The organism is Streptomyces sp. NPDC054887 (genome assembly GCF_053610585.1).
Genome location: NZ_JBSGYQ010000008.1, coordinates 139,733 through 152,951, shown reverse-complemented (window position 1 = coordinate 152,951; position 13,219 = coordinate 139,733). Strand labels below are relative to the sequence as shown.

The following is a 13,219-nucleotide window of genomic DNA, read 5'->3' as shown; positions in this document are numbered from 1 at the left end:
GGGGGCGCAGTCCGCGCCCCCTGCCCGCTCCCGCAGCCGGCCGACGGCGAACTCAGCGTGTGGTCGCCGTGTTCGCCCGGTGGCCGGCAACGGCTCGCGGGTCGGACCGGCCTCAGCGGCGCTCGGGCAGGTCGGCCTCCGCCGGCAGCGTGGAGAACGTACGCGGCGCCTTGGTCGACGGCGCAGCGGCCGCGGGCTTCTTGCCGCAGAAGGCCGCCTCCAGCGTCCCGCCGAGCGCGGTGTTCGCCGCGCCCCGGTTCGAGGTGTTCGCCATCGCTGAGAGCGCGCGTTCGCCGTCACGCGTGGCGAAGGCGTACGTGTAGTAACCCTGCACGGTGCCGGTGTGCCCGTACACCTGGGTGCCGCAGGACAGGTCGTAGCGGCGCAGCCCGAGCCCGTAGAAGCGGGTCTGGGCGGCGTCGGTCGGGGTGACCGTGGTCATGGCGTCGAGCATCCGGGGCGAGAGCAGCCTGCCCCGCATCAGCGCGGTCGTGAAGGTGTTCAGGTCGGCCGGGTCGGAGATGACCGCGCCGGCCGACTGGGCCCAGGAGGCGGTCTGCTTCGTGGAGTCGACGAGCGGCGCGCCCTCCTCGTCGGGGTGGAGGTAGCCGCGTGCGTGCAGACCCTTGATCTGGGTCTCCGGGTGGACGTACGAGGTGTGACGCAGCTTCAGGGGCTTGATGATGCGCCGCTCGTACTGCTTGGCGACCGGGGTCCCCGCGGCCTTCTCGATGAGCATGCCGACGACGACGAAGTTGGCGTTGGAGTACTTGTACGCCACACCGGGCTCCGTGGTGCGCGGTTCGGCCAGCGAGAGGTCGACCAGCTCCTGGTAGGTGAAGACGCGGTTGCGCACGGCCTCGAAGCCGGGCACCGTCTTGGCGAACATGGCCTCGGTGTAGTCGGCCAGGCCGCTGCGGTGGGTGAGCAGGTGTCGGACGGTGATGCGGTCGTCCGGCAGCAGTCCGGGCAGGTAGCGGTTGACCGGCGCGTCGAGCTCCAGCTTGCCCTCGTCGACCAGTTGGAGCAGCACGACGCTGGAGAAGGTCTTGCTGACGCTGCCGATGCGGAAGCGCGCCCGGGTGTCCATGGGCGCGCCGGAGACGCGGTCGCGGACCCCGGCGGTGCGCGTGAGGACGCCGTCGGGACCGACGACACGGGCCATCGCGCCCGGGGCGCCGTTGGCCATGGCGGCGTTGAGGGCCGCGGTCACGCCCTCCATGTCGGGGGCGGGCGCGGCGGGTGCCGCGGGGCCGGCAGGGGCCGTGGGGGCTGCCGGTGCCGCGGAGGCCGCGGTGGCCGGGGCGAGACCGCCGGCGAGGGCGGCGATCAGGGTGGCGCTCAGGGCCAGACGTCGGTGTGTCGACAGGGACAAGTGACTTCCTCGTTCTCGACTCATCGGAGAGACGGCACACGCGTGGGGTGTGCCGCGGGGGCCTGGGATGAGCGACGACTGCGCGCCGTCCAGAATCCCCATGGAGCATGAGTGCCAACGCGTCACATCGGTTCCGGTCACGTGCAGAAAGTCTGGGAGCGGCGGGACGAACCGCGTATGGCGTACGAGGCCCGGGAGTACGGGCCGGCCCTCCCGGCGCAGCGGGCGGGCGGAAGCGACGACCGGCCGCGGGCTCGTCGCGCCGATGTACCACCGTCGCCCGGGCACGAGAACCGGAGCCCCGTGGGCGACGCCGCCGCCCCGCACGCGTCGGGCGGCCGACGGCCGTGGGCGCCGCCGACCGCGGATCCGGCGATCGGCGGCGCCCGGAGGGCCGGCGGCGAGTAGAGGTCCGGCGTCCCTCGAAAGCCGAGCGCTCCGCCGGGTTCCACTGGCGGAAACTGGTCGAGGCGTTGTCCATGCCCGCGCCGGGATCCCGCAATGGCTCACGGCCCGGGCAGGGCGGCCGCTGCCTGCGGCCGGGAACCTGTTCAAGTCCGGTCAGCCACGGTCTGCACCTTCTGGTCGATGTCCTCCAGCACAGCCTTCGGGTCGGCGGACGGCGCCACGGCCTTGCCGATGTTCCGCTTGATGGTGTCGCTGACCTGAAGCCAGGACGGTTCGTTGACCGGGTAGAGCTCGGCACCGCTCAGTGCGTTCAGGAACTGAGCGCTGCTGGGGTCCGCCGCCGCGTCCTTGGAGGCTTGGGTCGCCGACACCGTCGAGGGCAACAAGTGGTAGCGCCCGGCGAACTCGCTGAGATTCTTGTCCTGGTAGACGAATTCCAGGAAAGAGCCCACGAGTTCACGATTGTCGTCGTGCTTGAAGGCCATCATCCAGTCGGCCACGCCCGCCGACGGCAAGGTCTTCCCGTTTTTCATCCTGTCCGACACCGGCATGCTCAGGGTTCCGACTTTCATGCCCCTCGCCCTCGCCTCGTGCAGCAGCGAGGGGTAACCGTTCAGCATGCCGACCTTGCCGCGCAGAAAGGCGGCGAAGGCGTCCTGCCGGTCGAGCTCAGCCGGCGGAACGGGGCCGGTGAGGCCGGGTGCGACCAGGTTGTCCTTGATCCAGCGGAACGTCTGCGTGTTCTGCTCGGAAGCGATGCTGTAGCCGCCGCCACTGGCGGCGTACCCCCCGCCGTTGCTGAGCTGCCAGATGAGGGCTTCGGCGTGCGCCTCCTCGGGGCCGAGCGGCAGGGCGTAGGGATAGAGCACACCGTCCGTCTTCAGCGCCTCGGCCGCGTCCTTCAGGTCCGACCACGTCTTCGGCGGCTCCGCTCCGGCCTCCTCGAACAGCTCCTCGTTGTAGAAGAGCAGTCGGCTGCTGGCCACGAAAGGCAGGCCGTAGAGGGTGTTGCCGATTGAACCCGCCTTCACGAGCGGCGGCAGGAAGTTCGCCTCCGCCTTGATCGACAGCAGCTCACTGGCGGCGTAGAGGCGGCCCTGCGCGGCGAAGTCGGAGTACGCGCCCATCAGGGCGACGTCCGGGGCGTTGTCCTCCTTGACCATGCGCGTGACCTCGCGGTCGACGTCGGCCCACGGGTGGAGCGTCACCTCGACCCTCTTGCCGGGGTGGGCGGCGGTGAAGGCGGCGGCCAGTTTGTCCCAGTACGCCTTGGAGCTGGTTCCGGGGCTGGTGCCGTACTCGGCGGCCACCAGGCGCAGAGTCGTCCCGTCGCCGCTGCCGCTCCCGCTCAGGTCGCAGGCGGTCACGAGGGAGCCCAGTAGGCCGAGTGCGGCCATGGAGGCGGTCGCGCCGAAGAATCTTGGTCGCACGAATACTTCCTCTTGATCTTTTTCCGGACGGTGCGTCCGGAATTCTCTCCCGACCCGAGTCGTATTTCGCCCCCTGCTCGCAGGTTGTGGCCATTGCTCCAACCGCACCCATAGCGACTGGTGTTTTCCGATATGCCGACCCGAATTCCGACGCGCGTAGAACCTTCCACGATGTCCAACGCAACTCCTGGACGGCGCATTGACGCGGCAACGGCAAGGTCCATCACTCACCGGCCGCCACCGTCCGCGCTCCCCCCGGGCACCCCGCCCGACGCATACCGCTGGGAGTTACGCGCTGTCGTCCAGGCTGCGGGGTGCGGACGTCGGGGACGCGAAGCGGAGCCCTCGTGCGGCCGTCTGCGCCACGTAACGGATTACGGCTGGTTCCCCGACAGGCGGTCGAGGCGGCTGCGCTGGGTCTCGGTCAGGTGCAGGCGCTCCGCGACGAGGTTCTCCTCCAGGTGGCCGATACGGGAGGTACCCGGGATCGGGAGGATGACCGGCGAGTGGCCGAGGAGCCAGGCGAGCGCCACCTGCGTAGGGCTGGCCCCGGCCTCGGCCGCCACGGCGGCGATCTCGGCCCTCGCCCCGGACTGCCCCCAGGCGACAGTGCGCCAGGGCAGGAACGCGATACCGGCCGCCTCGCAGGCCGCGAGCACGGGCTCGTGCTCACGGTCGAGCAGGTTGTAGCGGTTCTGCACGCTCGCGATGTCGACGATGTCCCGTGCCCGGTCGAGTTCGTCGACGGTGACCTCGGACAGCCCGATCCGGCCTACCTTGCCTTCGGTCCGCAGGTCCCGCAGCGCGCCGAGCTGGTCGGAGAGAGGCGTCTCGGGGTCGAGGCGGTGCACCTGGAGCAACTCGATCCGCTCGACGCGGAGTCGACGCAGCGCCTGCTCGACCTGCTCGCGCAGCGCGGCCGGCCGCCCGTCGGGCCGGCCGGACCGGGCGATTCCGACCTTGGTGGTGATCAGTACCCCGTCGGCGTACGGGTGCAGTGCCTCCGCCAGGAGCTCCTCGTTGGCGCCCCAGCCATACATGTACGCGGTGTCGATCAGGGTGACACCGAGCTCGACGGCCCGTCGGGCGACCGCGAGAGAATCCCGACGGCCGGGCCCGGGCTCCGTCTGCAAGTGCATGGCACCGAAACCGAGTCGGCGCACCTCCAGATCCCCGCCGATACGGAACACCGTCGAAGTCATGTGCCCTCCCTCTCGCTCGCCTGACGCATTGAGGGATGCGGCCCGATGCCCGGCCAGGTCCCCGTTTCATTGATGGTGACCTGCAAGCTCGTCCCCGTCTCGGGAGATGTTCAGTCGAGGCAGAACTCATTGCCTTCGATGTCCTGCATCGTGATGCAGGACTCGTTCTCGTCATCGGCGGGCAGCAGCCGCACGCGATGTGCGCCGAGCGCGACAAGTCGTGCGCATTCGGCCTCCAGCGTGGCCAGGCGCTCTTCCCCCACGAGCCCGATGCCGACCCGCACGTCAAGATGCACCCGGTTCTTGGCGACCTTGCCTTCGGGAACGCGCTGGAAGTAGAAGCGCGGGCCCACACCAGAAGGATCACTGCATGCGAACCACGAGTCCCGATCCTCAAGCGGCAGCGAGCGGTTGAAGTCGTCCCACGTGGCAAAGCCTTCGGGTGGTGAAGGTACGACGTACCCCAACACCTCGCACCAGAAGCGAGCGACACGCTCGGGTTCCGCGCAGTCGAAGGTGACCTGGACCTGCTTGACCGATGACATCGGCCCACCATAGCAAGGGGGCCCTGTCACTCAACTCCCGGTGCACAGTAGCGTGGTGGCTGTAGAACGACCTGTTGATCAGGTGTCCCGCATGTCGTCGGGGGGTGGCTCCTCGCGGGCCGGATGCTGGCGCCTCTCGCACAGATCACGACTGCGGCGCGGATGGCCGGTGACGGATCTCTGTCCCACCGGATCCGCATGGAGGGCCGCCAGGACGAGTTCCGGGAACTCTCAGACGCGTTCGACTCGATGCTGGAACAACTCGAGTCCCACGTCGCCGAGCAGCAGAGGTTCGCCGCGAACGCCTCCCACGAACTGCGCACCCCGCTGGCCGTCGCACAGGCACTTCTCGACGTCGCCCGCAAGGACCCCACGCGGGACCAAGGCGAACTCGTCGAACGACTCCACACGGCCAACAAGCGGGCGATCGACCTCACCGAGGCCCTGCTGCTCAGCCGCGGCGACCGCGGGAACTTCGCCCGCGAGCGTGCCGACCTGTCCCTCGTCGCCGAAGAGGCCGCCGAAACCTTGCTTCCCCTCGCCGAACGGCGCGGAATCACGCTCGACGTCACCGGCGGCGCCGCACAGACCGCCGGCTCCGCGGAACTCCTGCTGCGGATGGTGACGAACCTCGTCCAGAACGCCATCGTCCACAACCACTGCGCCGACGGCACCGTGACCGTGCACACCGAGGCGCACGGCGACACGAGCGTGCTGCGGGTCGAGAACACGGGCCCGCGGCTCCCACCGGGGCTCGTCCCCACCCTCACCGGACCATTCCAGCGCGGGACGGAACGCGTACGTACTGACGAGCACGCCGGTGTCGGCCTCGCCCTGGCCATCGTGCACAGCGTCGTCCGCGCCCACGACGGGACCCTCGCCCTCGTCCCGCGCCCCGCCGGCGGCCTCCTCGTCACGGTGCGGCTTCCCCGTGTCGCGTAGGCATCGTCCACTGGTGGGCGCACGGGTCCGACCAGGTCGAAGTGACCGCGCGCTCAGTCAGCACGGCCGGCGAGGGTGGGCACTGTGGCCTCGCTTTCACCGCCCGCAGGGACAGGCACTTGTTCGCGTGAGCGGCGGTGCGCGGGTGTGGGGGTGGTGAGAACGGCGAGGCAGGCGATGACGAGGGCGATGCCCGTCCAGCCCGTGGCGGGGAGGCGTTCGCCGACGACCAGGACGGCGAGGACGGCCGCGACGGCCGGTTCGAGCAGGGACAGTGTGGTGGCGGTGCTGGCGGGGACGTGCGCAAGGCCCCAGCCGAAGAGGACGTAGCCGGCGAACATCGGGACGAGCGCCATGTAGGTGCCGACGGCGGCGTTCGGCCAGGAGGCGACGAGCGGAGCACCCGTGGCGAGCAGGACGGGCAGGAGAAGCAGTCCGCCGAGTCCGAAGACGGCGCCCATGGCTGCGCGGGAAGGTACCTGGCGGGTGATGAGCCGGTGGGCGGCCCAGGAGTAGAGGGCGTACGTCGCGGCGGCGACCAGGCCGAGACCGATGCCGAGCAGCGTGTTCGCCACGGACGCCGCCCCCCTGCCGTCGGCGGCACGGGCGGCTTCGGCGACGCACAGCAGCACGGTGCCGAGCAGGCCGAGCGCGGCCGCGAGCGTCCAGCGGCGGGTGAGGCGGCGGCCGTCCACGACGCGCTCGATCAGCGCGGAGACCAGCGGGGCGGTGCCGATCGACACGACAGTGCCCACGGCGACTCCGGCAAGGTGCATCGAGCTGTAGAACGCCAGGGGGTAGACCGCCACCGAGGCGGCGCCGAGCAGCACCGTGCCGCGCTGGGCGCGCAGCCCAGACGCGTGACGGCGGATTTGCGGGGCGGCGACGAGGGCCTGGAGCAGTCCGCCGAGGCCCATGGCGGCGGCCCCGATCGCCAGCGGACCGACGCCGGGAGCGAAGGTGGCTGCCGTGCCCGTGGTTCCCCAGAGTACGGAGGCGGCCAGCACGCACAGGGCGCCGATTCTCGCGGAGCGGCCGTGGCCGACGCGGCTCACAGCCGGTCCAGCAGGGCCTCGGCCATCGAGCGGGCGTGCTGGACGCGCACACCGTCGCCCTCCAGGCCGGCGCGGGCCATCGCGCCCTCCAGCAGCAAGGACAGGTGCTCGGCCGTCGCGCGGGCCTCGTCGAGCCGGCCGGGCAGCAACGTCTCCAGGTGACCGGCGATCAGGCGCTCGACCTCCTCCTTGTGGGCGCGGACCACGGCCCGGCCCTCGTCACCGGCCGGCAGTTCGGCGGCGGCGTTGAGCAGCCCGCAGCCACGGAAGCCGTGCTCGTACGCGAAGGCCGCGTGATCGGCGTACGCGTCGAAGACCGCCAGTACGCCCTCGCGCGGGCCGTCGGCGTGCTCCAGTCGGGCCCGGTACAGGCCGAGCCACTCCTCGTGCCGGGCGTCCAGGTAGGCCCGGACCAGGTCGGCCTTGGAGGAGAAGTTGTTGTACAGGCTCATCTTCGCCACGCCGGCCTCGGCCGTGATCGTGTCGATGCCGGTCGCCGCCACACCATCGGCGTAGAAGCGCCGGGCCGCCGCCTCCAGCAGCCGCCGGCGGGCGGGACGCCGCCGTCCGCTGCCTGCTGTGCTCACGTCGGTCTCGCCCATCACAGTCCAAACTAGGTAGGTAGGTCTACCTAGAGTAGAGGACGGGCTGGAGTCCCGGAAATCGAGCAGACGACCCGGCGCCGCTGCGGCAGTCCTGACGGCCGACGCGGCACGCCCTCATGAGTGTACGTTCGTACACTCGCAGGTATACGCTCGGTCGCATGCCGACGGACTACTTCGCGGGCGACCCGCGTACCAACCTGGAACGCATGGCGGCGGGCGACCTGTACGTCGCCGACGACCCCGAGATCGCCCGCCGCCTGCAACGGGCCGTGCACCTCGCCGCCCGCTACCACGCCGCCTACGCCGAAGACGCCGAGTCCGCCCGGCCGGTCCTCGCCGAACTGCTCGGCGCGTTGGGCGAAGAGGCGCACGTACGGCCGCCGCTGTACGTTACGGCAGCAACATCTCGATCGGGGCGCGCACCTTCGTCAACTACAACCTGACCGCGCTGGACGTGGCGGCGATCACCATCGGCGAGGACTGCCAGATCGGTCCCCACGTGCAACTCCTCACCCCCACACACCCGCTGGAGCCGCAACCCCGGCGCGACAAGCTCGAATCCGCCAAGCCCATCACCATCGGCGACAACGTCTGGATCGGCGGCGGCGCGATCGTCCTGCCCGGCGTCACCATCGGGGACAACTCCGTCATCGGCGCAGGCGCCGTCGTCACCAAGGACGTCCCCGCGAACGCCGTCGCCGTCGGCAACCCCGCCCGCGTGGTACGCGGCCTCTAGGGTCTGTCGCCATGGCCACCGGACACACCGACCCGCAGCGACGCGAGCGCATCATCGCCGCCACTCTCGACCTGATCGCCGACGAGGGCATCGCACGCGTCTCCCACCGCAGGATCGCCGCCCGCGCCGCTGTGCCCCTGGGGTCGATGACCTACCACTTCAGCGGCATCGACGACCTGCTGCGCGAAGCGTTCGGCCGCTTCACCGACCACATCGCGGCCGTCTTCGACGCGTATCTCTCCGTGCCCGCCGACCCGGGGCAGGCCAGGGAGGCCGTGGCCGATCTCGTGCACGCCCTCTCCGAAGGAAGCCGGCGCGACCTCGTGCTCGCCCAGGAGCTGTACACCCTCGCCGCCCGTCGGCCCGCGTACCGGGAACTCACCCACGCATGGATGCGCCGCAGCCGCGTCCACCTGGAGAAGCACTTCGACCCGGGCACCGCACGCCAGCTCGACGCGCTCATCGAAGGTCTGACCCTTCACCGGGCCCTGGCCACCGAGCCCCACGACCGCGCCCTCACCCTCGAAGCGATCACCCGCATCACCACAGCCGGCACAGCAGCCCTCTGACCGCGCCGTGCGGCGGCCGAGTGGCGGTCACGGTGCCCGCGTGGCCGCAGTGACCTGCCGCTCACCGGAGTCGGGCGCAGCAGTAGGGGTCGTCGTCGGCACGGGCTGCTGCCGGGGCGGGGCGGGGGCGAACAGCCACCCCATGGGCGGGCGCGTCAGGGGCCGGACGAGTCTGCGGACCGGGGACGAGCCGAGAACAACCGTCAGCAGGATCGCGCACAGGATGAGACCGGCGATCTCCACGGGGGTGTTCGCGCGGGAGATCCAGCCCAGTTCCCGCAGCGGCAGGATCACCAGCGGATGCAGCAGATAGATGGTGAAGCCGCCCGCGCCCACCGCCGAGATCAGCGGCAGGCGCCGCCGGGGCATCAGGCGCAGCAGACAGAGCACCAGGGCCGCGGCGGAGGCGAGAACCAGCAGGCGAATGACCCAGGCGAATTCGAGGCTCAGTGGGTCGGCGACGGTGTAGGGATGGCGCATCGACAGCCAGTTGCCCTTGATGTCCTGGTGCCACAGCAGGCCCACGGCACAGGAGGCCAGTACTCCGCAGACCGCCACGGGCAGGCTCCGGCGGCTGGTGAGCCAGGTGTGCAGATGTCCCTGGCCGATGCGCCAGCCAAGGTAGAACAGCGGCAGGTACACCAGGGTCCGGCTCGCCGAGAAGGCCATCCCGAACTCGTCGACGTAACCCACCCCGAGGGCGACGCACGTGGTGACGAGCAGCGGGTGACGCAGCTGCGCCACCAGCGGCAGCAGCAACCGCCAGCAGAAGAGGGACATGAGGAACCACAGCGTCCACGGCAACTGCGCTATGTGGACGGAGAACTCCGCCCCCAGCCAGTAGCTCTCCAGCGAGAAGAGCAGGCTGAACAGCAGGGCGGGCACCACGATGCTCTGCAACAGGGAACGCAGGGGACGGTCGCCCAGCGGGCCCGCGCTGCTGAACACACCGGCCAGTACGACGAAGGCCGGCACGCGGAAGGCCCAACTGGCGATGTGGAACGAGTGCAGCACCTCTTCACGGGTCATGATGCTGCCCACGGTGTGCAGGACGACGATCAGTGTGGCGGAGGCGAACCGGGCGTTGTCCCACCACGGATCTCTGATCCCCTCGGACCGCCCGGCCCCTTCGGACGGTTGCACGGCAGTGGCGGATCTCTGACGGGGGATGTCCATCGCGGCGACAGGCTCCTGGCAGCGGACCAGCCGTGACATGGCCTGTCTCACTGATGATCGAATCGGGTCGGGTGGTGGGCACACTGTGCCGACCGGCGCGAAGTAACCGGTTGCCGCGTCAGGTGCGTACGGTGAACTCCGCATGTACGTCAGGAGCCCGCGGGCCACTCGCGGGCCGAACTCGCGGGCGTCCGGCACTCGGGCTCGCGCCTGCACCACCCCGGCGGAGCAGGCGCAGTGAGCGTCGTGCCCGTGCCCGTCCGGCCGGGGGTGCGACGTCGTGCCGCGCCGTGGCGAACCACCCCCGACCACGTATCGCAGCCCGGCCGCTAGTCGCGCTTGCGGGCGGTGAACAGCAGGTACTCCCAGTCCAGGAGCAGGGTGTCTCCTCCCCCGCCGTCATGGCGCTGCGCGAGGGCGTCGAGATCGCGGTCGAGTGCGGCGGCCCGCTCGGGATCGTCCCCGATGTTCCGGTACGCGGCGATGGTGGGACCGTAAGTGGTCTTGAAGTACTCACGGAAGTCCTCCGGTCTCCCGAAGCGGTCGACCCGTACGGTCTGCCGGCGCACTTCGACGTCCGTGACCCCGTCCCCGAGCAGATCACGGACGTGGTCCTCCCGGCCCCACAGCGGCGGGGGCTGAGCTCCCGGCGGCGGCGCGGGGGCGTACGGCTTCATCGTGGCGAACATCTGGCCGATGAAGCCTTCCGGAGTCCAGTTGATCAGCCCGACGGTCCCGCCCGGCCGGCAGACCCGGAGCAGTTCGCCGGCCGCGGCCCGGTGATGCGGGGCGAACATGATCCCCACCGTCGACATCACGGTGTCGAACTCGTCGTCGGCGAAGGGCAGCGCCTCCGCGTCGGCCTCACGCCACTCCACGTCGGCGCCGCGCTCGCCCGCGAGCCTGCGACCGGTCTCCAGCAGCTCGGGCGTGAGGTCCGACGCCACGACGCTCGCCCCGGTCAGGGCCGCGGGAATGGCGGCATTGCCCGAGCCTGCCGCGATGTCCAGGACCCGTTGGCCGCTCCGTACGCCGCACGCGCGCACCAGGGTCGGGCCCAGCTCCGCAATCAGCTGCGTGGCCACGGCCGGATAGTCGCCCAGCGCCCACATCTTGCGGTGCTTGGCCTTGATCGCGCGATCGGCCTCGGCCGCGTCGTTCGTTTCGGTCATGTCACTCTCCCCGGTGTCTCGGCGTAACGCCAACGTAGGAGCGTGCGTGTCCCGGGTCCTCGAACGGGCTGTGCACCGGCGCCACCTCGACCTGGATGGCGTAAGGATTCCTGGGGCCTTCGTCCGCCCGCGAGACGGCGCTCCGGTCATCGCACCGGCACGGGCCGGGTTGGCGCCCGGCCCCGGCCGGCTCAGGCGGGGACAGACTCCGGGTGTCCGTGCCGTCGAAGGGCGGGTAGGTCTGGCTTCAAGGCGATGGCCGACCTGGCGGTCGCGGCCCGGCACGGTGGAGAGCAGTATCCCGTGCTGATCGAAGAGTTCAGCAGACCCCGCGACGCCGACTGATCGACACCGGTACCGGGCGGGCATGGGCGCTAGCCGGCTGGTCGCCGCTGCTGTGCGACGGCGGCTCCGGCCGTCACCGTCGACGCCCGGAGGCCGAACCGCCTCTTGCCGTGCGGGAGTTCGCCGGCCGTCGTCGCCGGTCGACGCCCTCGTACGGGTGCACTGTCAGGGGCACAGTGCGGGGTGGATCACACCGGCGCGAAGGGCCGGAGTTCGTCCGCACCGGCTTGTACGACTCCGTAGGTGTGCTCCGGGACCTCGTGCCAGGCGCCCGGCAGATCGCCCAGCGGCTCGGAGACGACGAGGCGGGTTTCGTCGGACAGACCGCGCAGGAACGACATGTCGGGGTGCAGCGCCTGGAGCGATTCCACGCGGCTGCTGTAGTACAGCGAGCGCGCGGCGCCCTCACTGGCGTAGCGAAACGCCCATACGTTCACGCCGTCGGTCGTGGCGACGGTCATCTGGAGCGGGGCGGCGATGCCGTGTTCGTGGGCGGTGTGCTCGACGAAACCCGCCATGCGGGCCACCGCTCGCGGTGGGTCGTCCCGCAGTCCGAACGTGAGGGCCAGGAAGAACATCACCTCCGAGTCCGTGGAGCCCTCGATGTCGGGGAACAGGGAGGGCTCCACGGCCAGGCAGAGGTCTCTGCGCACAGTGGAGAACCCGGCTATGGCGCCGTTGTGCATCCACATCCACCGGCCGTGGCGAAACGGGTGGCAGTTGGTCTCCTGTACCGCCGTGCCCGTGGAGGCGCGGATGTGCGCGAAGAACAACGGGGACCTGGTGTGGGTGGCGATCTCGCGCAGGTTGCGGTTGTTCCATGCCGGTCCGACTTCGCGTACTACGGCAGGACTGTCGGGTCCGGTCTCCTGCGCGTACCAGCCGACACCGAAACCGTCCCCGTTGGTCGTCTCTACGCCGAGCCGGGAGTGCAGACTCTGGTCGATCAGCGAATGCGCGGGCTGGTAGAGGAGTCTGTCGAGGAGCACCGGGGTGCCTGAGTACGCCAGCCATCGGCACATGGACGGTCACCTTCCTACCGGGTCGGGTGGGGGCACGGAGGGTCAGTCGCCCGTCCGTCCTGACGCTCCCGAGCCGCTCAGGACGAGTTCCTTCGCCCGGCGGAACTCCTCGTCCGTGATGTCGCCGCGAGAGCGGATCTCCGAGAGCCTGGCGAGCTCGTCGACACTGGTGCGCCCGCCATGGCCGCCCTTGGCCGTCTCCCGGATGTAGTCGTCCACCGCGTCCTGCCTGGCGCGCGCCTGTGCCATCTCCCGGCGGCCCATGTTCCTGCCTCTGGTGATCACGTACACGAACACGCCCACGAAGGGGAGGACGAGGACGAAGACCAGCCAGCCCGTTTTGGCCCAGCCGCTCAGGGTGTCGTCGCGGAAGACGTCGGTGACGATGCGGAAGAGCAGGATGAACCACGCGACCCACAGGAAGAACACGAGCATGGTCCAGAAGACGCTCAGGAGTGGATAGTCGTACGCGAGGTACACCTGCTCGTTCATCAGTCGCCTCCGTTCCGGGCGGGCGCCCGGCAGCCGTTCTGTGCTCGCTTCCAGCCTGTCCCACGCAAGCGTTCGCGTCCTCACCCGGAGCGGGTGAGGACGGCCGGCCGGGGGGGTCGGCAGGGCACTCGTACGAGTCTCGGCC

Annotated in this window: 11 protein-coding genes and 3 pseudogenes; 4 read left to right on the top strand and 10 right to left on the bottom strand. The window is 70.4% G+C overall.

The window, feature by feature from the left end; all coding sequences use genetic code 11:
* Positions 1-112: 112 nt before the first annotated feature.
* From ACWGH0_RS07140 to ACWGH0_RS07125, 4 genes are all read right to left on the bottom strand, one after another.
* Complete coding sequence (locus ACWGH0_RS07140; protein WP_453403140.1) at positions 113-1,375, bottom strand: serine hydrolase domain-containing protein; 1,263 nt, start codon at positions 1,373-1,375, stop codon at positions 113-115.
* Between the two features lie 551 nt (positions 1,376-1,926).
* Positions 1,927-3,213 (bottom strand): extracellular solute-binding protein, encoded by a 1,287-nt coding sequence (locus ACWGH0_RS07135; protein WP_453403139.1) that lies wholly within the window; start codon positions 3,211-3,213, stop codon positions 1,927-1,929.
* A 374-nt stretch (positions 3,214-3,587) separates the two neighbouring features.
* Entirely contained in the window at positions 3,588-4,415 is an 828-nt protein-coding gene (locus tag ACWGH0_RS07130; protein ID WP_453403138.1) for an aldo/keto reductase, read from the bottom strand.
* A 110-nt stretch (positions 4,416-4,525) separates the two neighbouring features.
* Positions 4,526-4,960, bottom strand: a complete 435-nt coding sequence (locus tag ACWGH0_RS07125) for a VOC family protein (protein ID WP_453403137.1) — start codon at positions 4,958-4,960, stop codon at positions 4,526-4,528.
* A 93-nt stretch (positions 4,961-5,053) separates the two neighbouring features.
* Here ACWGH0_RS07125 and ACWGH0_RS07120 point away from each other — a divergent pair.
* Positions 5,054-5,902 (top strand): annotated as a pseudogene (locus tag ACWGH0_RS07120) (sensor histidine kinase); the annotation flags it as partial.
* A 53-nt stretch (positions 5,903-5,955) separates the two neighbouring features.
* Here ACWGH0_RS07120 and ACWGH0_RS07115 read toward each other — a convergent pair.
* Complete coding sequence (locus ACWGH0_RS07115) at positions 5,956-6,909, bottom strand: DMT family transporter (RefSeq protein WP_453403143.1); 954 nt, start codon at positions 6,907-6,909, stop codon at positions 5,956-5,958.
* Between the two features lie 44 nt (positions 6,910-6,953).
* On the bottom strand, positions 6,954-7,559 hold the full coding sequence (locus ACWGH0_RS07110; protein ID WP_453403136.1) for a TetR/AcrR family transcriptional regulator: 606 nt from the start codon (positions 7,557-7,559) through the stop codon (positions 6,954-6,956).
* A gap of 161 nt (positions 7,560-7,720) precedes the next feature.
* Here ACWGH0_RS07110 and ACWGH0_RS07105 point away from each other — a divergent pair.
* A pseudogene (locus tag ACWGH0_RS07105) lies at positions 7,721-8,298 on the top strand (sugar O-acetyltransferase).
* An 11-nt stretch (positions 8,299-8,309) separates the two neighbouring features.
* Positions 8,310-8,867 (top strand): TetR/AcrR family transcriptional regulator, encoded by a 558-nt coding sequence (locus ACWGH0_RS07100; RefSeq protein WP_453403135.1) that lies wholly within the window; start codon positions 8,310-8,312, stop codon positions 8,865-8,867.
* Between the two features lie 27 nt (positions 8,868-8,894).
* Here ACWGH0_RS07100 and ACWGH0_RS07095 read toward each other — a convergent pair whose 3' ends face one another.
* Both ACWGH0_RS07095 and ACWGH0_RS07090 read right to left on the bottom strand, forming a co-directional pair.
* A complete protein-coding gene (locus ACWGH0_RS07095; RefSeq protein ID WP_453403134.1) occupies positions 8,895-10,082 on the bottom strand; it encodes an acyltransferase family protein in 1,188 nt (395 codons plus the stop codon).
* 290 nt (positions 10,083-10,372) lie between these two features.
* Entirely contained in the window at positions 10,373-11,215 is an 843-nt protein-coding gene (locus tag ACWGH0_RS07090) for a class I SAM-dependent methyltransferase (RefSeq protein WP_453403133.1), read from the bottom strand.
* 249 nt (positions 11,216-11,464) lie between these two features.
* Between ACWGH0_RS07090 and ACWGH0_RS07085 the strand changes: the two are divergent.
* A pseudogene (locus ACWGH0_RS07085) lies at positions 11,465-11,560 on the top strand (NAD(P)-dependent oxidoreductase); the annotation flags it as partial.
* A gap of 188 nt (positions 11,561-11,748) precedes the next feature.
* Here ACWGH0_RS07085 and ACWGH0_RS07080 read toward each other — a convergent pair.
* Positions 11,749-12,582, bottom strand: a complete 834-nt coding sequence (locus tag ACWGH0_RS07080; RefSeq protein WP_453403132.1) for a class II glutamine amidotransferase — start codon at positions 12,580-12,582, stop codon at positions 11,749-11,751.
* 42 nt (positions 12,583-12,624) lie between these two features.
* Positions 12,625-13,074 carry an SHOCT domain-containing protein gene (locus tag ACWGH0_RS07075; protein WP_453403131.1) on the bottom strand — a complete coding sequence of 150 codons (450 nt, stop codon included), beginning with the start codon at positions 13,072-13,074 and terminating at the stop codon, positions 12,625-12,627.
* Positions 13,075-13,219 lie beyond the last annotated feature (145 nt).

Coding starts and splice junctions, on each gene's coding strand:
- ACWGH0_RS07125 (WP_453403137.1), bottom strand. CDS start 4,960: ATGTCATCGGTCAAGCAGGTCCAGGTCACCTTCGACTGCGCGGAACCC.
- ACWGH0_RS07100 (WP_453403135.1), top strand. CDS start 8,310: ATGGCCACCGGACACACCGACCCGCAGCGACGCGAGCGCATCATCGCC.
- ACWGH0_RS07080 (WP_453403132.1), bottom strand. CDS start 12,582: ATGTGCCGATGGCTGGCGTACTCAGGCACCCCGGTGCTCCTCGACAGA.
- ACWGH0_RS07110 (WP_453403136.1), bottom strand. CDS start 7,559: ATGGGCGAGACCGACGTGAGCACAGCAGGCAGCGGACGGCGGCGTCCC.
- ACWGH0_RS07090 (WP_453403133.1), bottom strand. CDS start 11,215: ATGACCGAAACGAACGACGCGGCCGAGGCCGATCGCGCGATCAAGGCC.
- ACWGH0_RS07095 (WP_453403134.1), bottom strand. CDS start 10,082: ATGTCACGGCTGGTCCGCTGCCAGGAGCCTGTCGCCGCGATGGACATC.
- ACWGH0_RS07075 (WP_453403131.1), bottom strand. CDS start 13,074: ATGAACGAGCAGGTGTACCTCGCGTACGACTATCCACTCCTGAGCGTC.
- ACWGH0_RS07130 (WP_453403138.1), bottom strand. CDS start 4,415: ATGACTTCGACGGTGTTCCGTATCGGCGGGGATCTGGAGGTGCGCCGA.